Below are 19,400 nucleotides of genomic sequence, written 5' to 3' on the forward strand. Positions count from 1 at the left end.
TTAAGTTGAACCTCCTTTTTTTATTTTTCTCTGAATTTTCTTTATTAGTCAGGGGATAAAAAGTCTGCTATTTCAACAACTTCACAATTAAGGAACAATAGAAAAAGTCGATTGTTCCTTAATTCCTCCAGTTGCTTAGAGCAAAACGACTTTTGACTCACCCTGTTTATCGTTTCAAGATAATTTTCCCACTAGATTGGTTTGTTTCTATCAGTCGATGTGCTTCTTTTAAGCCGTTTAAGCTAAAAGAGAGCGTATGCCCAATACGTAAAGCAAGAGGTGATTTTTCATAAAGGGTTAATAAATGAGGTAAAGCTTCAGCATCAATCATATCTTCAGTTTTTTCCATGAAAAATGCAGTAATATCTGATCTGTTTTCAAGATTTGGTAGACTATTTAATCCTAGATAGGTGCCACGCTCTCTGACTAATGAAAGAGCTAGTTCCTCACCAGAATTAAATAAAGAAGCATTAATGACATAGTCACAACTCTGATAAAATTCACTAACTTGTTCAGAGTTTTTGTAGTCAATAAAGATGTCAGCACCTAATTTTTTGAGATAATCTTGATTCTTCTGACTACCTAAAGCTAGTATGGTGATATCTTTTTCTCTAGCAAGTTGTAAGATAAGGCTACCAACATTACCAGATGCCCCAACAATCCCTAATGTATCTCCTTGTTTAAAGGAATAAAAATGAGGATGTAATGTCCAGTAAGCAGTTGTAGCAATCATAGGAAAAGCCGCTCCAATAGCTAAAGGCATGTTGTGAGGTAATTTAAAGACACGACTTTCAAAAGTAGCCACATATTCAGAATCCCCTCGAGCAGGTAATAAAGCCATCACTTTATCTCCTTTAGAAAATGATGAAGAGTCAGAAGCAATTTCGACAATCTCACCTTGTATTTCATTGCCTAAAACTCTGAAATTTTTAGGAGGCGTGCCATTAGACATAAGACCTTTACGGATAGAAACCTCAACCGGATTCACACTAATGTGTTCTGTTTTGATTAAAATAGGTGATGTTTCAGTTGTTGTAATATCCAGTGATGTTTCAGTGAGTACCTCAATAGAGCCATATGAATCAAATCCTAGTACTTTACTTTTTACCATAATATCTCCTCCTAAATGTTAGTTACTTTAAGTATAAGATATCAATAAGGATTGTCAAAAGAGTAGAATTTTAATCCATTGATTAGTAAAAAAAGAGACTGACAGTTGTGTCAGTCTCACGGGAGTTATTAAAGTATATAAAAATATGATCTAACGTCGATTCTTTTGAACAAAGGCACTAATATCTTCCATGCAATCTTCTGCTTGAGGGAAGTTTCCAACGTGGTCAATATACGCATGCCCCATTCCTTTATATAAAGTAAATGTTGTATCCACACCTAAATCGACTAATTTTTTTGCATAGGCTAGACTTTCAAAGGTCAAGAAATCATGTTCGCCAGATGTAATCATAGTAACAGGCATTTTCTCACTGACAGATACGTAAGGAGATAGGTATTTAGTTAGAATATCTTTTGTTCCAAGAACTTCAGATAGACCAGATGACATGCCAGCCATCATCTCAATACCAGGTTTAATGACACTTTTTTGTTTATCATAAATAGCGATATCTTGATCGATATCAAAGGTTGTATAAGGGTCTTTCACGCCACCCATGTTTAGAGTTGGGTAGAGTAAAATTTGACCACACACATCATCACGATTTTCTTCAATATTTCGGTTACTACAATAAGAAGTTAAGTTACCACCAGCACTGTCCCCAGCAACAAAAATACTACGAGGATCGCCACCCCATTCAGCGACGTGATCTGCTAGAAAACGTAAGCCGGTATAACAATCGTTGTGTCCAATCGGATATGGATTTTCAGGAGCAAGACGATAGTCAATACTAACGGCAATCATATTAGTTTGGCTAACAAATAATTTTAGTGCCTCTCTAACGACATCTGTACTACCTGCAAAGAAGCCACCCCCATGAATAAAATAAAGAACAGGTGCGTTTTCTACAGGTTTTTGTGACATAAAACGAGTCATAGGAATATCAAAGCCATCTGCTGCTTTTGCAGTAAATGAGTGCTCTTCAATTTTTTCTTCCACCATAGGCGTTGAGTCGACACTATTAAACATTTTTCGAAGTCGCTTGATTGACTTTGGACTAGCATCCATTTGGAACATACTTTTTGGCATGAATTTCATAATCATGCTCATTTTTTTGGCTCCTTTATAGACACGAGGGTCCATAGCACCATCAATATCGCAATCAGGTATTGGTTTCACAATGATTTCTACGTCTCGACGAATTTCTTTATATTGTTTTTCTTTGATTTGTTTTACAAGTGATACATCATATTCTCTAGGCATGTTCATTCCTCCAAATAAGCTAATTATTGACCATCTAGTTCTTCAAGTAAGTGATATAAAGCACCTAAAAGACCTGCTTCGTTTCTAAAATGACAAGGGACAATTTCAACAGGTGTTAGCATACTACTAAATAAAGGTGAAGAGGCTAAAACTTTTTTATATTGACGTCTGATTTCTTCGACTAAAATAGGTTGGGCACTAATCCCACCGCCAATAGCAACGCGTTCTAAATCTACGACAGATTGCATATTCATCATAATGGTAACAACGCCTAAACAATAGTCTTCAAATAAAGGATAAATTAGTTCGTTTTTATTTTCTAGTTCTTTAAAAACGGTCTTACCATCTAGTAAGTCATCTAACTTAAGTAATGTGGCAGCTTGATGGATAAAATTAACCGCAGACCCTTTCATACCAGCTATCTCATTCATATTAAGCGGAGATTCAACAGAAAGGAGCATAAAGCTTAGTTCTGCAGCTTGGAAATGAGCTCCTTGGAATAAAGAACCATTTAAAACGATTCCTCCACCAACGCCAGTTCCTAAAGTCATCACACCACCGTTTTCAATTCCCTTTAATTGTCCTAACCATAATTCAGCTAGGGCAGCTGATTTTCCATCATTCATGAGACCACATGGTAAGTTATTATGTGACTCAACAAATTCTTTTAATCTAAAAGTATGTAGGAAAGTTAAGGCGCCACCATGATAAACAACGCCTTCTTTTGAATCAATTTGACCAGGGCAACTAATTGCTGTTGCTTTGATTTGTCCTTTGTATTGATCTAAAATAGTTATCAAAAGATCTTTAAAGGCTTCAAGGTTATCAGGGGTTACTTCTTTTTTGACAAAAATAATTTGCCCGCTTCGGTTGATAAGGGCATGCTTGATAAAGGTTCCTCCAATATCAATACTTAAAAAATGATTGTTTGTTTCTGACATGACAGTTCCTCCAATAATTTCATCTAAAATAGTAGCGCTTACACATGTATTGTAACGACTTACTAATGAGAATAATAGTAAAAAATAATTATCTGTGGTATTTTTATATCAAAGGAGAGTGCTTACATGTCAAATTTTACTAATTTTTTAATTCGTTTATCAGAAATTGGCTTGTTTTCTTTTTTATTAGTTAATCAAGAAACAGAAGAAATGATAGATCAAAGAAATTTAACGAATCATAACTTATCGAGTGAACAATTAAAACGAATGAGTAAGCAAACAGACCTTATTTTCAATTATTATGTACAGGATCAAAAATTATTATTACTTGTTTATCAACTAGCAGATTGGAAGCAGACGCTGATTTTATTTATTGATGATGAGGTAGGGAATTTTGTTTCTTACAATGATCAATTACTAAAAATCGCTGAAACAATTCATCTATTTGTGACAGGAAATGAGTTTTCGAAAAAAGAGGTTCAAGTAATTAATCAAAATGTTCTTTATTTAAAAGAGTCTGTTATTGATGATATACTGAGTAAACAAATAGAACAACAACTTTATCACCATGATTTTGAGAGTGAGGAACTTTTATTTGCCACGATAAAAGATGGCGATGAACAAGGACTAAGACAACGATTTTACGGCTTTCAAAAAAATACTAAGATGGGGAAATTATCCACAGAGTCTGAACTGAGAAGCCGAAAAAATTTATTGATTGTAGCAGTTGCTATTTCAACTAGATATGCCATAAAGGGCGGGGTTCCTCATGAGAGAGCCTATACGTTAAGTGATAAATTAATTCAAGATATTGAGAAAAAAACACATTTTAATGAGATGCAGTCGCCTGAGTTAGAGCTTATGTTGTTATTTTGTCAAGAAGTGACTAAGTATAAACACCTTCATTACTCTAAAAATATAAAAAAAACCTGTGAGTTTATTACCAAAAATATTTATTCTGATTTGAGTGTACCCTTAATTGCTAGCTATACTAATTACTCAATTCCTCATTTATCAAAGATGTTTAAAAAGGAAACAGGATTAACGATTAATCAGTATGTGGCCAAGCAACGAATTGAGGAGAGTAAGCGATTGTTAGAAGCCAATCACTATGATTTGACTACGATTAGTTCTCTACTTCATTTTACAGATGTGAGTTATTTCATTAAAGTCTTTAAAAAGCATGAGCAGATGACGCCGAAAGAATATTGGCATAAAAAAAATTAAGGAGTGAGAGTATGGTGCTATCCCATGAATTTATTGAGTACACCCATGAGTTAATTCCTATTAACTGGATTATTCATGGTTCATCTCATTCAGCGAGTACCGTTTTACCCCATTGGCATACCTCCTTTGAAATATCCTATACTTATGCAGGAAATATTGAAAATTATACGATTAGTAATGTGACGCATCGAACAGAACCAGGTACTGTTTTGTTGATTAATTCCGCTGAGGTCCACGGAGCTACTTCAAGTTATTGTGCTGATTTAGAGGCATTAACCATTCAAATTCCCTATGAATTTATTAGTAAGCTCATTCCTGATTTTGAATACATGCGTTTTATCAATCGACCAACTGGAAAAGCAATGGAGTTAAATGAACTAAGAGAAGTACTGAGTGAGTTTTATCATCTCACCAAACGAGAAGTTGAGACGGAGTTACTTGATTTACAATTACTTACGTTGACATATCGATTACTCTTTTTACTAGCAAGAGATTGGGGAAATAAAGAAACCGCACCTATTAATTCAAATTTGTATACAGAAAAACTAGATCAAATACAACCAATTATTTCGTTTATTCAAGAGAATTACAAAGAAGCTTTAACTGTAGGGGATATTGCTGAACATTTTCATGTCTCTACTAATTATTTGAGTAAATTGTTTAAGAAAAATCTCGGACTTAGTGTCATGAAGTATGTTCAATATGTTCGCATTAATCGGGGGCAAGAGTTACTTTTACATAGTGATAAGCCCATTCATGTGATATCAGACATTGTTGGTTTTCCTAATGAAAAATCATTTAGAAAGACTTTTGAAGAAGTTTTCCACCAAACACCAAAAAAATACCAACTGAATTATAAACAAGCAAACGGCAGAAATTGACCTTTTTTTTGATAGGTTCTGCCCTTTTTTATGGTGTTAAACGTGATATTCTTTTGAATGTAATCGATTTCAATAATTATCAGGAGGATGTATCATGAATAAAAATAGCGTTTTATTTAAAGCGTCATTACTATCAATTTCTTTGGTGTTAGTAGCAGGACCTGTTATTTCGTCACTGATACCACTTATGCAACAATCATTTCCAAATCAAAGTACGTCATCAATTGAATTAATTGCGACAATTCCTAACTTTGGTATATTAATTTTTGTATTATTGAGTAATATTTTTATCAAATTTTTAGGCAAGAAAAATACAGTTTTATTAGGTTTATTAATAGCTCTTATTGCAGGGATTGTTCCTGTATTTGTTGACAATTATACAGTTATTTTAGTTTCAAGATTTTTATTTGGTGCAGGGATTGGTTTATTTAATGCCCTTGCAGTTAGTTTAATTACTGAGCTTTATGATGGAGACGAACAAGCGAGTTTAATGGGACTTCAAGCAGCTATGGGATCAATTGGTAGTACAGTCTTAACTCTTTTAGTGGGTTACTTCACTCGTTTTGGTTGGCAAAATTCATTTTTAGTTTATGCTATTACGGTGTTACCACTAATTCTATTTGCACTATTTGTAAAACTACCTTCAGAAGCTAAAGGTACAGAAGAAAAAAGTGAAAAAGTAAAAGAGAGTGTGAATGCTCCAACGTTAGTATTAATGGTTTTTGCTTTAATTGTATACGCTTTATTCTTTGTAGTTATGTTAAAAACTGCTACTCACTTAGTTGAAACAGGGATTGGTAAGCCAGAAACTGCAGCAAGTATTTTAGGATCAATCACTTTAGTAGGGATTGTGGTCGGGGTAGCTTACGGAAAAATCTTTAAGTTCTTAAAACATTTAGTCTTGCCAATTGGTCTTTTAGGTATGGGGATTGGTTTTATTGTCATCATGCTAGCTAATTCAATTGCTATGGTCACAACAGGAGCTATTCTAGCTGGTTTATCATTTAGTTTAGCAGCTCCATTTATGTTTATGTTAGTGGGACAAGTAGCACCCAAAAACTCAACTAACCTAGCAACAGGAGTCTTACTTGTTGGGATTAACTTAGGTGTTTTCTTATCACCAACTATTAATGGCTTTTTAAGTAAATTATTTGGTATGTCAACGGCAGCTGATAGCTTTTTAATCAGTGGTGTTGGTTTATTAATACTTAGTGTTTTATCTTTTGTCGTGTTGAATACACAACAGAAAAAACAAAAATCAAACTAATAATAGATTAAAGAAAAGAGGATGAGTATCATGGCTTTAGTCCAAGTAAACTTTATTTCAAAAATGTTATCAAGAACAGTTACATTCAATGCAATCATTCCATTAGATAAAATTTCTTTTGGAGAAGAAGAAGTGGTTGAGAAAAAACCATTAAAAACGTTGTATTTACTTCACGGGGCATTTGGTAACTATACTGATTATTTATCAGGAACTCGTATTCAACGTTGGGCAGAGGAGCATAATTTAGCAGTTATTATGCCTTCTGGTGAAAATCAATTTTACATCGATAAACCAAATCGTGGTGAAAATTACGGAGCGTATGTGGCTCAAGAATTAGTTGAGTTTACAAGAGAGATGTTCCCTTTATCTGATAAGAGAGAAGATACGTTTATTGCAGGTCTTTCTATGGGTGGTTATGGAGCAGTGATTAATGGATTAAAATACCATGATACCTTCAGTCATATTGGTGCTTTTTCACCAGGTTTAATGATTGATCAAGTAGCAAAACGCTCTGAATTATTATCGGTAACTGGTTGGAGTTTAGATTTTTATGACAATGCATTTGGTGGAATTGACTCAATTAAAAATAGTGATAAAGACTATTATTATTTAATTGATCAATTACTTGAAAATAAAGAAGAAATACCAAAAATGTATATACCAATTGGAACAGAAGATTTCTTACTTGAAAGTGTTAGAGGATTTAAGTCATTTTTAGATGATAGAAAAGTACCAGTGACTTACATTGAAGATGCTGGTGGGCACGAGTGGGATTTCTGGGATACATATGTGAAGAACTTTTTAGATTGGTTACCTCTAGATGAAAAAGGGAACTATTTAAACAGTGGTAATGTAGCTGAATAAATCAAAAAAGAGGTCGACTCAAACGTCAGCCTCTTTTTTGATTTTCTTTACTAGTCAGGAAAAAATGTTCTCTTTCAACAACTTTAAAAACCATCCTGATTTTATTGCTTATAGAGCTGATTGACTAGATTGATTTCTTCAAGAACGATGGAAGTTTCTACATTGGCAATTTGAGTTAGTTCATTAAGAATACTTTCGACTTCTTGAATGTTTTGAGCAACACCTTTAATAAGGTAGTTTTCTCGTCCTGTAACTGAGTAACATTCGATAAATTCTTTGGTCTGACTAACTTTTTGTAAAAAGGCTGAGTTCGTGATAGAAAGATTAGAAACGTTTGTAAAAAAAATAATATCATAGCCGATTTTAGGTAGAAAAACGCGTGTGGTGAAACTTTTTATAATTCCTAGGTCTGTCATTTTATCAATTCTTTTTTTGACACTAGGTTCTGATAAAAGCACAGCTTGTGAAATTTCTTTAACAGACATGCGACTATTGGTTGAAAGTAAGTTTAAAATCTCTAAACTGGTTCGGTCGATTGATTCTGGCATAATATCCCTCCTTTGATACATCAGTTATTTTTTTATAAAAAAACAATAACAACTCATTATTAAATGAATTATTATATAAGCGTTTTCTTATTTAATCCATATACGACTAAAAAAATATACGTTACAATATTTGTGAAGGTAGCGCTACCTCTGATATAAATATTACTTTTAGTATTCACAAAGTTTCGTTTTAGGTATGTTTTATTTGTAAGTCTTGATATTAATTTACCAATAAAACTGTTTTTTTTCAACTAGCTTTTTATCAACTTTAAAAAATGTTTAAGATGGATAATTTGGTTATTATGAAAGGAATGTGACGAAAATGATTATTGGTGTACCTAAGGAAATAAAAAATAGTGAGGCAAGAATAGCGTTAACACCTAGAGGCGTAATGACTTTAGTTAATGCAGGTCATGAGGTTTGGGTTGAAGCAGATGCAGGACTTGGTTCTGGTTTCTTAGATGAAGAATTTGTTAAGTATGGAGCGAAAATAAAAAAAACAGCTAAAGAAGTGTGGGACGCTGATATGGTGTTAAAGGTGAAAGAGCCTTTAGTATCCGAGTATCCATTTTTTAGACCTGGTCTTATTCTATTTACTTTTTTACACTTAGCTCCTAACGAGGCATTAACCAATGCCTTAATTGAAAATAAAGTCCATGCGATTGCTTATGAATCTGTGCAAACACCTGATGGGAAATTGCCTTTATTAGCACCTATGTCTCAAGTCGCTGGACGCATGTCACCTCAAGTAGGTGCTTATCATTTACAAAAAACAACATCAGGGTTAGGTGTTTTGCTTGCTGGCGTACCAGGTGTAGAAAAATCGAAAGTAACGATCATTGGAGGTGGCGTTGCTGGGGTTAATGCAGCTAAAATAGCGATTGGACTGGGAGCTGAAGTGACTATTTTAGACGTTAATCCGAATCGATTAGACGAATTAGAAAATATTTTTGGAAACTCACTTGTGACTCTTATGTCAAACACATACAATATCACACAATCTGTGATTGAAGCTGATCTTGTGATTGGAGCAGTGCTCTTACCAGGACACCGAGCACCTAAACTAGTGACAGAAGAGATGGTTAAACAAATGAAAACAGGGTCAGTTATTGTTGATATCGCCATTGATCAAGGTGGTATTTTTGAAACTACAACTAAGACAACCTCTTTAGAAGACCCAACTTATGTCAAACATGGTGTTGTTCACTATGCAGTACCAAATATTCCAGGATCCGTTCCTAGAACTTCAACGATTGCTCTTGAAAATGTCACGTTACCTTATTCAACTAAGCTGGCTAACTTAGGGTTAGTTGAAGCGATTAAATCAGACGAATCCTTGAAAAAAGGCGTCGACATTTTTGATGGTTTGTTGACGAATAAAGAGGTAGCTGAGGATCAACACAAAACTTATACACCAATCAGTGAGTTAGTATCATAAAACATCTAAGGTAACTCGAGCACTATTTATTTCAGACAAAGTTAAGTCAGTCAAACAAAAGAGTAGGAGGTTGCTCTAGTGAATAAATGGTTAAAGTTTACGATGTTGTATATAGGTGCAGTGGTTGTTGGGTTATCTCAACTGAAGATTACACCTATCATCAAACCTTTAGCAGAACAGCTTCAAGTTAATATGACACAGATGTCTCTTTTGACTTCTGTGTTCACCATATCGGGTATTTTTATAGCGATACCAGGAGGGATACTGGTTAGTCGTTATGGAGCTAAAAAACTGTTACTAATTGTTATGAGTTGTTTAGTACTAGGTAATGTGCTAGGGATTTTATCAAAAAGTTTTTCTTTATTATTAGTTTCAAGAGCTATTGAAGGTATTTCATTTTCTACGATTGTGATGATTGCAGTCGTCTTAATTAATGATTGGTTTAAAGACAGTCATTACTCGGGAACAGCCATCGGGATATTTACAACGTTTCCTGCAACAGCTTCTTTAATTGGGATGAATTTATTTTTACCCTTATCCAATCGTTTTGGGATTTTTGCTTCTTCTTATTTGTTAGCTGGATTGGGTATTTTTCTAGTGATTAGTTATTTCTTTCTCATTGAAGAACCAATAACAGAAAAACAAGAAGAGGCTGTTGTTGGCATCAATGTTTTAAAAGAAGCAGCACAAAATAAAACAGTTTGGGTACTCGGTATTTTACAAGGTGTGATGGCTTTTGTCTTGTATAGCTACATTGCTTTGTATCCCTTACTGTTCACCGATTACTACTCATTACCTGTCAGTCAAGCTAATTTTTATGCAAGTTTATTTGGATTATTCGGTATCCCATTTGGAGTTATCGCAGGTATGTTAATTGATAAAATGAAAAATAGAGGCCTGATTTTTATTGCTGCTTACGGCATGATGTTAGCAGCTTGTTTAGCAGCTCCCTATCTAGCAGGTAGCCAAGTTGCTTTTATCCTACAAATTTTATTTTTATCCGTTAGTGCTAGTTTAGCGTCATCTTCTGTCACCATCATGGTACCTAATGTAGTGAGAGAAGAACGATTATTAAGTGTTTCTTTGAGTATTGTTAACATTTTTTATTATTCATGTATTGTGATTGGAGCACCACTTGTAGCTGCTATCATTGAAAAAATGAGTTGGCCAATTGGCTTATTGCTTTTAGCTAGTGTTGCTTGTATTGGATTAGTTGCTTCATTTGTTTTAACCAAACAATTTAATCAAAGTATTGGAGGAATTAGAAATGAGCAGAACATTTGAAACCAGTTTAGAATACGCAAAAGAGCAAGATAAACAAGATGATTTAAGAAAATATCGAGATTTATTTTATATTCAAGAAGATTCAATCTATATGGATGGTAACTCTCTGGGAATGGCGTCAAAACCTGCAGTGGAAAAACTAGATGAGATGGTCAATCGCTGGAAAAATGAAGGGGTCATTGCTTGGAATGATTTGTATTTATATGCAGAAAAAATAGGTAGCATGATGGCTCCTTTAGTCAATGCAGATGCAGACGAAGTGACGATTGTAGGGAGTACAACGAGTAACATTCATCAAGCTTTGGCGACATTTTATCAACCAACGGAGAAGCGTTATAAAATTATGGTTGATGATATTAACTTTCCAACAGATCGCTACGCAGTTGATAGTATCGTACGCTTGAAGGGGTATGATGTGGAAGAAGCAGTTAAAGTCATAAAAAGTCCTGATGGAGAGTTTATTGATGAAGAGGCGATTATTGCTGGTATGACTGATGACGTAGCTGTTATTTTATTACCTACAGTCTTGTACCGTAGCGCTCAAATTATAGACATGAAACGTTTAGCTGAAGAGGCTCATAAACGAGGTATTTATATTGGTTTTGACTTATGCCATGCTATTGGCGCTATTGAAATGGATTTTAAAGAAGTGCAACCAGATTTTGCTGTTTGGTGTACGTATAAGTATTTAAATGGGGGCTTTGGCTCTTGTGCCGGACTTTATATCAATCGCAAACATTTTGAGATGATGCCAGGACTTAATGGTTGGTTTGGTAATAAAAATGCCACACAGTTCCAATTGAAACAAGAGTTTGAGCATGAAAAAAATGCGAGTGGTTGGCAAATAGGAACGCCTTCAGTGTTCAATATGGCGCCTTTAGAAGGCTCTTTAGAAGTATTTAATGAGTTAGGAATGCCAAGGATTAGAGAAAAATCACTTCACATTACAGCCTACCTCATGTATTTGATAGATACGAAATTGAAAAAATTTGGTTATAGCTATGGAAATAGTACAGTTGATGAAAAGCGTGGAGGACATGTTTGTCTACAACACGATGAAGCTTACCGAATCGCAGCGGCTCTGAGAGATAATGGTGTGGTACCAGATTTTAGAGAACCTAATGTGATTCGACTTGCCCCAATTGCTTTATATACGTCTTATGAGGAAGTCTACCTAGTAGTTGAAATTCTAGAAAAAATTGTAAAAGAAAAAATTTATGAGAACTATAGCGCAGAAAGAACTGCAGTTGTTTAATACGTAGATTATTAGTAAAATTTGTGAAAGTCAAAAGCTTTATCTATCAATCTTTAAGGCTGTTCACGTTAGAATTAAAACGATTTCATACTAGTTTATCTAAAAAAAGAGTGCTATACTCTAGCCATAACTTAATATTAGAAACATTTGGGGTGCGTAAAAGCTGAGATAATACCCATTGAATCTGCTCCAGTTAGTACTGGCGAAGAGAAATGTATTCAATGAACGTTGAACAAGGAGTCTATTGTTTAACTTGCAAGATTAATTCTGTCTTAACACCCTACCAATTTTTTGGTGGGGTTTTTTAGTTGAATTGGAGTCATGTGAGTCACTAGATGCTTAGGGATGCCTTCTTTTGTTTCTGCATTAGGGAAATAAAAGGAGGTATTTTTTTTGAGTTCAAAATGGTCAGTACAAGATGTGGTTTTACTAGGATTTCTAGCTTTTTTATTCGGTGGTGTCTTTATGGGGGCAGGTTTTTTATATGCCATGTTATCCGCAGCGTTAACACCTTTAGGACTAGCTCCATTTGCGAATGAAATTTTGTTTGGAATGTGGACAATGGCAGCACCTATGGCGGGGATGTTGATTCCTAAAAAAGGAAGCTCTATTTTGGGAGAATTGTTAGCTGCATTAGCAGAAATGCTTTACGGGTCTTATTTTGGTCCTGGTGTATTGATTTCAGGATTCTTCCAAGGCTTAGGGACTGAATTAGGTTTTATGGCAACTAAATACAAACGTTATGATACGTTGCCTTTAATATATGGAGCGATTGGTACAACGGTACTAAGTTTTGGCTATGAGTACTTCAAAATGGGGTACGGAACGTTTGGTATCGGAATGATAATTAGTTTATTTGTTGTTAGACTATTATCTGTTTTCTTCTTTGGTGTGGTCATGGTTTCTTTAGTGATGAAGAGCTACAATCGTGTTCAACAATTAGCTGGTGCTAGATAATGACAAAGGTATTGCTTAATCAGCTGAGTTTTAAAAGAGAAGAACAGGTAATCTTTCAACAAGTTGATCATGAATTTGAAACAGGATCGTTTACGTTGTTAAGAGGAGACAGTGGTTGTGGTAAGTCAACTCTCTTAAGATTAATTTCTGGATTTACTGATTTATCCTATGAGGGAAGCATTGTGATTAACGGTAAAAAACAAGGAAGTCTGTCTACCTATGAAAAAGCCTCTCAAGTCGGAATGGTCTTTCAAAAACCCAATACTCAATTTACGATGAGAAGTTTGCGAAGAGAAATCACCTTTGCTTTAGAAAATCTTTCACTAGGTTATGAGGCTATTCAGGGACGGATGGAAAAAGCAGTTCATTTAACGAATACAGCTCATTTATTGGATCGAGAAATTGTTTCCTTATCTGATGGGGAAAAACAAAGAGCATCATTGACAGTTCTTTTAGCAATGGATGCTCCCGTTTTACTCTTAGATGAACCATTTGCTAGTATTGATAGTTCTTCAAGGCATCAATTGATTCATCTCTTAGGTAAATTAAGAGATTTAGGAAAGACAATTATCTTATGTGATCATGATTTAGTTGGTTACGAAGGAGTAGTAGATGAGGTTATCACCTTAACGCAAAGAGGGTTAAGAAAAGAGTCTATCTCTTTATTAGGGAGACATGAAAAGCCTCAGTTATCACGAGTTAGATCAAGTAAATCAACCTTACTAGAATTTCAACAAGTCTCTTATCAGCAGGGGAAAAGAGAGTTGTTAGAAGCAACTAATTATTCGTTTAATCAAGGCATTACAACGATAACTGGAGACAATGGTGTTGGAAAGTCAACCCTGTTTAGAGCGATTATCCAACAGCAACGTTATCAGGGAAAGATGTTTTTTGAGGACAGGCGAATGAAGAAAAGAAAAGCTCTCTATAAAGAAGTCACTTTAGCAGTCCAAGAAGCAGCTCATCAGTTTATTCAACTAACACCTCGAGAAGAGTTGGTATTTAATAGTCATCTGAGCCAAGAGATGAAGCAAAAACAAGAGAATGTGTTAGAGGAACTCGGATTAACATCAAAACTAGATGGTAGCTTGTTTCACTTAAGTGAAGGACAAAAGAAGATGATTCAATTAACAACCATGTTAAGTCTTGATAGAAAACTATTACTTCTAGACGAGCCCTTTACAGGATTAGATGAAAAAGCGTGTCAACTCTTTATGGATTGGATGGAAGAAAAATCAGATGAACAAAGTTTCATGATTATTTCTCACCGATTAGCTCCTCTTAATCATCGAAGTGATGAACATGTGCTACTGAATCATAAACGCTTGAACTTTCAAGGAGAAACTCATAGACAGGAGGAGATAGGATATGAATATAGTCAAAACCAATTCGCTTAATCTGACTTGTCTCTTGTTTTTCTTCACCTTAGAAATTTCATTTACCAAATCGATTGCCTTAAATCTGTTTATTGTAGGCTTAAGTGTTATCTTTTTGATGGTAAAAAAAAGATATTTTGGTTTAGCAGGTCTGTTCTTGCTACCATTGATACCAGCTATCTCAACTTTTTGGTCTGTCATGGTTTATGGCTCTGGAAGTGATGATGCGTGGCTATTATTTAGTAGAACCTTTGCGTTTGCTGCTTTAGGAATGATGTTTGCTTTTGGCATTGATTTAGAAGAGTTGTTATTAGTTCTAGAGCAAAAAAAAGTGTCGCCCAATTTTATTTACGGGATTTTAGTCGTTCTACATGCAATTCCAGACATTAAGCAAGAAATTAGAGAACTAAAAAATGCGAGCTTACTTAGAGGAAAGAGAATGACTGTATTTTCACCTTACTTATATTTAAAAACTATATTTGTCGCTTTTAATTGGCGAGATCAATACACAGAGGCAATGATATCAAGAGGATTTGATGATGATGGAAAAAGAATGCCTTCCATAACATTTCAAACACCGGTTATGTGGATTCTTATATCGACTAGTCTAATTGTTATAGGAAACAGTTTAATGATACTAACATTTTAGGAGGAAGTAACTATGTTTACAAAACGTTCAAGAGCTCTAACTATTCCCTATTGGGAGGGAAGTTTTACCCATCCATTTATTGTTGAATTGCAACAAGGTACTCTGAGTCCAGAGGCTTTTCGCTATTATTTGATTCAAGATCGTTATTATTTAGAGCATTTTAGTAACATTCATTTATTGATTGCTGAGCAGATTGATAATGAAGCAGTAAAAGAGATGTTAATGACTGGAGCATCTCATTTAGCAGAAGGTGAGATTGCTATAAGAGAAGGTTTTTTTAAAGAATTAGGTATTACTGATGAGGAAATTGCGTCAACACCGATTGCACCAACTGCTTATAACTATGTGTCACATATGTATAGACAGTTACTAGATGGTTCTGTAAAAAGTGCAGTAGCTGGTTTACTACCTTGTGCCTGGTTATATCAAGAAATTGGCGTCGAACTAATTAAATCAGGTTCACCAGATTCGTTGTATCAAAGATGGATTGAAACATATGCAGGAGAAGAAGCGGCTAAAGACGTTGCTTATCAGTGTGACTTGTTAAATGGGCTTTATGAAGAAGCAAGTGAACGAGAAAAAGAGCAGATGATTCAAGCATTTGTCATCAGCTCAAAAATGGAATACTTGTTTTGGGAAATGTCTTACACACATCAAACATGGCCAGAAGGTGATCTAAGTGCAACCAGCCAATACTAAACTACATAAATTGACGATTTTATCTTTGATGATTGCTTTAGACGTTGTTTTATCTCCCTTATTTCGAATTGAAGGTATGGCTCCTATGTCAAGTGTGATGAATGTATTAGGTGTCAGCTTAATGGGACCTTTGTATGGAACAGCAATGGCTTTGATATGCGGTTTACTTAGAATGCTGTTATTAGGAGTACCACCTCTAGCCTTAACGGGGGCTGTCTTTGGAGCTTTACTTGCAGGTTTAGCTTTTAAATACACACAAAGTATTTACGGAGCTATGATAGGTGAGATTATCGGAACAGGTTTGATTGGTTCGTTGCTCTCTTATCCAGTGATGGTTTGGTTTACTGGAAGTTCTCAAGGAATGTACTGGTTTTTATACACACCAAGATTCTTTGGTGGTGCTATATCTGGAGCCTTGATAGGTTACTTTGTTTACTTGAAATTAAGTAAACAACCTAAATTTATTGAATTACAACGTTATTTTAGAGGAGAGATTATTCATGGACACACAGTTTCTAGAAAAGAGAGCTAAAAAAGTTTTCAAGGAATCTCCATTGGTTCACTGTGTTACCAATGAAATTACCTGTGAAAGTATGGCTAATGCACTACTTTATGTCAATAGTAAACCCATAATGGCAGATGACCCAAGAGAATTTCAAGAATTATTTAGTCAGACAGATGCTTTATTATTAAATCTAGGTCACTTGTCCCCTGATAGAGAAAAACAATTAATGGCTGCAAGTGAATATGCGAATCAATTTAATACACCTACGGTAATCGATGTAGTCGGTGTGTCAGTCTCTAGCTTAAGAAAAAAATTAGCCTTTGAGTTATTAAAAAATAAGCCCCAAGTTGTTAAAGGTAACACGTCTGAAATGAAAAAATTTTGCGGGTTATCTAGTCATGGCCGAGGGGTAGATGGACATGTATTAGACCAAGGGAAAGAGTCTTTACAGGAATTAGCAGAGGCTTTGCAAGAGTTAGTAAAAACATATCCAGACACTAGCTTTTTAGCAACTGGTGCTGTTGATGTGATTGTAACAGGAGACAAAACTTACCTGTTAAGTAACGGTGTACCTGAATTAGATAAACGAACCGGAACAGGGGACATGGTAGGAGCCATAATTGCAGCTCTTCTTGGTCAAGGGGAAACTGTGGAGTCTAGTTTAGTAATGGCCGTTAGTTATTTCAATATTTGCGGAGAATTAGCTAAGGAATTAGGTGGTTCACCAATAGGTATGGAGGATTTTAATTATCATTTAATGAACGAATTGTCTTTACTACACGAACAAGAAAATTGGTGGCAGTCTATTAAAGGAGAAAAAACAAATGATTGAAGAAGCTTTAAGTCTTTACTTAGTGACTAATCGAGATGGATTAACAGAAGAACAATTTTTAGAAACAATAATCGAAGCCTGTGAGGGCGGCGTTACCATGGTTCAGCTCAGAGAAAAAGAAGCTAGCACTCATGATTTTTATGAGCTAGCCTTAAAAGTAAAAAAAATAACAGATCATTACTTAGTACCATTAATCATTAATGACCGTGTGGATATTTGTTTAGCAGTAGATGCAGATGGTGTTCATATTGGTGATAGCGAGCTACCTGTTTCTAAAACAAGGGAGTTAATCGGTCCAAATAAACTATTAGGAGTGTCTACTAAAACAGTGACTCGAGGTATTGATGCTAAGTTTGAAGGTGCTGATTATTTAGGAGTTGGGGCGATTTACCCAACGACTACAAAAGTTCAAACAAAACTAACGTCTATGGAAACACTCACTCAAATTATAAAAGAGACTAAACTACCTACAGTTGCTATTGGTGGGATTAAGGAAGAAAATATTTTATCCTTCAAGGAAGCACCTATCTCAGGTGTTGCTATTGTTAGTGATATTATGCAAGCTCAAAATGTCCCTGAAAAAGTAGCAAAGCTGAGAGAATTAGTAGATGACGTTAAGGGAGAGAGATAAGATGACAATTAATAGTACGCCTCAAGTTGTTACCATAGCAGGAAGTGATTCTGGAGGTGGAGCCGGTGTTCAGGCAGATTTAAAAACATTTCAAAATCGTCATGCGTTTGGTATGAGTATTATTGTTGCTTTGACGGCTCAAAACACATTAGGTGTTCAAAATGCTTTTCCAATTCCAACTGAGTTTATTACAGAACAATTTACTTCCTTAGCTAGTGATTTTAACATTAAAGCGGCCAAAACAGGGATGCTAGCTGATAAGGAACATGTTTTGTGTGTAGTAGACAACTTAAAAAAAGTTGATTTTGGTCCATTAGTTGTTGATCCAGTTATGATTGCTAAAGGAGGACACGCTTTACTGAGCGAAGATGCTATTGAAGTGATTAAAGAAGAATTACTCCCATTAGCTTTTGTTGTGACACCTAATTTACCAGAGGCTGAAGTGTTAGTTGGTTATCCAGTGACAACAGAAGAAGAGATGAAAAAAGCAGCACAAGATTTACAACAACTAGGAGTCAAACATGTCATTATTAAGGGTGGGCATCTAGAAAATGGGAATGCAAAGGATTACGTCTTGCTAGAGTCAGGTGACTCTTTTTGGCTTGAGTCACCCAGAATAGAAACAATCAAGACTCATGGAACAGGTGATACTTTTTCATCATGTATTGCCGCTGAACTTGCTAAAGGGAAATCTATTAAAGAAGCCATTATTATCGGTAAAAGATTTATTCAAGGAGCAATAAAGGAGGAATTATTTGTCGGTCATGGTCATGGACCTACGAATCATTGGGCTGAGTTAGCTGATGAGGTACTCCTTAGCTAGATTCTTAAAAGGAAGTCATAATGTATGGCTTCTTTTTTTATGAGGAAAATGACACTTATTTTTTTAATAAAACCGAGCTATTGTTTCCATTTGAGCGTATAATAGAAGTAAGCGATTCAACTGAGACTATTAAGTGAAAAAAGTACTTGATAGTTATTATTATGTTAATATCAATTAGAGGGAATTATTTCATCTTAATGATAATAAAATAAAATTCTTTCAATTGAAAAATCAATTGAAATCCTATTGTTTAGAAGTTTCTTTTCGATTAATTCTATTAAACGATAACGATTATCATTTAATAGTTATTATTATTAAGTTCCTGATATCTGTGTTATATTAGGATTATAAAAGAAAATGGAGGAATGAGTTATGAATTTTGATTTTACAGACAGAGGTAAACAACCAGTAGTAGAAAACATTGAGGATTGGACATTAGCAAATGACAACTACCGTACAACAGTATGGACAGGTAGTAAAATGCAAATGACATTAATGTCTATTCAACCAGGTGACGACATTGGTTTAGAAGTCCATCATGGGATTGATCAATTCTTAAGAATTGAAGAAGGAAAAGGCCTATGTAAAATGGGAGATGCTGAAGACAATTTAACATTTGTTAAAGAAGTTTCAGATGACGATGCTATTTTTGTGCCAGCTGATATGTGGCATAATGTTGAAAACATTGGAGACAAACCGTTAAAACTTTATACATTATACGCTGGACCAGACCATGTACCTGGAACAGTGCATCCAACTCATCAAGACGCTATTGATGATCCAAACGAACATTAATAAGTAAAAAAAGATCAGGAAATATTTTATTTCCTGATCTCAGACTGTAGACAAAGT

Annotated in this window: 20 protein-coding genes and 1 riboswitch; of the genes, 16 read left to right on the forward strand and 4 right to left on the reverse strand. The window is 34.9% G+C overall.

Annotation, left to right across the window (positions count from 1 at the left end):
* Positions 1–166: 166 nt before the first annotated feature.
* From DOK76_RS11965 to DOK76_RS11975, 3 genes are all read right to left on the reverse strand, one after another.
* Complete coding sequence (locus DOK76_RS11965; protein WP_206968094.1) at positions 167–1,111, reverse strand: NADP-dependent oxidoreductase; 945 nt, start codon at positions 1,109–1,111, stop codon at positions 167–169.
* A 150-nt stretch (positions 1,112–1,261) separates the two neighbouring features.
* A complete protein-coding gene (locus tag DOK76_RS11970; protein WP_206968095.1) occupies positions 1,262–2,371 on the reverse strand; it encodes an alpha/beta hydrolase in 1,110 nt (369 codons plus the stop codon).
* A 23-nt stretch (positions 2,372–2,394) separates the two neighbouring features.
* Positions 2,395–3,312: an ROK family protein gene (locus DOK76_RS11975; protein ID WP_206968097.1), complete on the reverse strand. Its 918-nt coding sequence runs from the start codon at positions 3,310–3,312 to the stop codon at positions 2,395–2,397.
* Positions 3,313–3,438: 126 nt separating this feature from the next.
* On the opposite strand from DOK76_RS11975, the gene DOK76_RS11980 reads away from it, so the two are divergent.
* From DOK76_RS11980 to DOK76_RS11995, 4 genes are all read left to right on the forward strand, one after another.
* Positions 3,439–4,539: a helix-turn-helix domain-containing protein gene (locus DOK76_RS11980; RefSeq protein ID WP_206968100.1), complete on the forward strand. Its 1,101-nt coding sequence runs from the start codon at positions 3,439–3,441 to the stop codon at positions 4,537–4,539.
* Positions 4,540–4,550: 11 nt separating this feature from the next.
* Positions 4,551–5,420, forward strand: a complete 870-nt coding sequence (locus tag DOK76_RS11985; RefSeq protein WP_206968102.1) for an AraC family transcriptional regulator — start codon at positions 4,551–4,553, stop codon at positions 5,418–5,420.
* A 94-nt stretch (positions 5,421–5,514) separates the two neighbouring features.
* Positions 5,515–6,687, forward strand: a complete 1,173-nt coding sequence (locus tag DOK76_RS11990; protein ID WP_206968104.1) for an MFS transporter — start codon at positions 5,515–5,517, stop codon at positions 6,685–6,687.
* Between the two features lie 30 nt (positions 6,688–6,717).
* Entirely contained in the window at positions 6,718–7,551 is an 834-nt protein-coding gene (locus DOK76_RS11995) for an alpha/beta hydrolase (RefSeq protein WP_206968106.1), read from the forward strand.
* A gap of 101 nt (positions 7,552–7,652) precedes the next feature.
* Here the strand turns inward: DOK76_RS11995 and DOK76_RS12000 are convergent, their stop codons facing one another.
* The gene (locus DOK76_RS12000) at positions 7,653–8,099 is read right to left on the reverse strand and encodes an Lrp/AsnC family transcriptional regulator (protein WP_206968107.1); all 447 of its coding nucleotides are present in this window, start codon (positions 8,097–8,099) and stop codon (positions 7,653–7,655) included.
* Between the two features lie 322 nt (positions 8,100–8,421).
* Between DOK76_RS12000 and ald the strand changes: the two genes are divergently transcribed.
* The 12 genes from ald to DOK76_RS12060 all read left to right on the forward strand — a co-directional run bounded on the left by ald (position 8,422) and on the right by DOK76_RS12060 (position 19,343).
* Complete coding sequence (ald, locus tag DOK76_RS12005; RefSeq protein ID WP_206968110.1) at positions 8,422–9,537, forward strand: alanine dehydrogenase; 1,116 nt, start codon at positions 8,422–8,424, stop codon at positions 9,535–9,537.
* A 78-nt stretch (positions 9,538–9,615) separates the two neighbouring features.
* Positions 9,616–10,821 (forward strand): MFS transporter, encoded by a 1,206-nt coding sequence (locus tag DOK76_RS12010; protein WP_206968113.1) that lies wholly within the window; start codon positions 9,616–9,618, stop codon positions 10,819–10,821.
* Positions 10,805–12,076: a kynureninase gene (kynU, locus tag DOK76_RS12015; protein WP_206968115.1), complete on the forward strand. Its 1,272-nt coding sequence runs from the start codon at positions 10,805–10,807 to the stop codon at positions 12,074–12,076. The genes DOK76_RS12010 and kynU overlap by 17 nt, the downstream gene beginning before the upstream one ends.
* 138 nt (positions 12,077–12,214) lie before the next feature.
* Positions 12,215–12,304: riboswitch (TPP riboswitch) on the forward strand.
* 165 nt (positions 12,305–12,469) lie between these two features.
* On the forward strand, positions 12,470–13,033 hold the full coding sequence (locus DOK76_RS12020) for an ECF transporter S component (protein ID WP_206968117.1): 564 nt from the start codon (positions 12,470–12,472) through the stop codon (positions 13,031–13,033).
* Complete coding sequence (locus DOK76_RS12025; RefSeq protein ID WP_206968120.1) at positions 13,033–14,430, forward strand: ABC transporter ATP-binding protein; 1,398 nt, start codon at positions 13,033–13,035, stop codon at positions 14,428–14,430. Before DOK76_RS12020 ends, DOK76_RS12025 begins: the two co-directional genes overlap by 1 nt.
* Positions 14,402–15,058 carry a CbiQ family ECF transporter T component gene (locus DOK76_RS12030; RefSeq protein WP_242542305.1) on the forward strand — a complete coding sequence of 219 codons (657 nt, stop codon included), beginning with the start codon at positions 14,402–14,404 and terminating at the stop codon, positions 15,056–15,058. Before DOK76_RS12025 ends, DOK76_RS12030 begins: the two co-directional genes overlap by 29 nt.
* A 12-nt stretch (positions 15,059–15,070) precedes the next feature.
* Complete coding sequence (gene tenA, locus DOK76_RS12035; RefSeq protein WP_206968122.1) at positions 15,071–15,757, forward strand: thiaminase II; 687 nt, start codon at positions 15,071–15,073, stop codon at positions 15,755–15,757.
* A gap of 28 nt (positions 15,758–15,785) precedes the next feature.
* The gene (thiW, locus tag DOK76_RS12040; protein ID WP_206968139.1) at positions 15,786–16,289 is read left to right on the forward strand and encodes an energy coupling factor transporter S component ThiW; all 504 of its coding nucleotides are present in this window, start codon (positions 15,786–15,788) and stop codon (positions 16,287–16,289) included.
* The gene (gene thiM, locus DOK76_RS12045) at positions 16,258–17,094 is read left to right on the forward strand and encodes a hydroxyethylthiazole kinase (protein ID WP_206968124.1); all 837 of its coding nucleotides are present in this window, start codon (positions 16,258–16,260) and stop codon (positions 17,092–17,094) included. Before thiW ends, thiM begins: the two co-directional genes overlap by 32 nt.
* The gene (gene thiE / locus DOK76_RS12050) at positions 17,087–17,725 is read left to right on the forward strand and encodes a thiamine phosphate synthase (protein ID WP_206968126.1); all 639 of its coding nucleotides are present in this window, start codon (positions 17,087–17,089) and stop codon (positions 17,723–17,725) included. Before thiM ends, thiE begins: the two co-directional genes overlap by 8 nt.
* Before the next feature lies 1 nt (position 17,726).
* The gene (gene thiD / locus DOK76_RS12055; protein ID WP_206968128.1) at positions 17,727–18,548 is read left to right on the forward strand and encodes a bifunctional hydroxymethylpyrimidine kinase/phosphomethylpyrimidine kinase; all 822 of its coding nucleotides are present in this window, start codon (positions 17,727–17,729) and stop codon (positions 18,546–18,548) included.
* Positions 18,549–18,920: 372 nt separating this feature from the next.
* Positions 18,921–19,343, forward strand: coding sequence for a cupin domain-containing protein (locus tag DOK76_RS12060; RefSeq protein ID WP_206968130.1), 423 nt, complete (start codon positions 18,921–18,923; stop codon positions 19,341–19,343).
* The last annotated feature ends 57 nt before the right edge of the window (positions 19,344–19,400 follow it).

It is taken from the genome of Candidatus Vagococcus giribetii, from assembly GCF_017316185.1.
GTDB lineage: Bacteria > Bacillota > Bacilli > Lactobacillales > Vagococcaceae > Vagococcus > Vagococcus giribetii.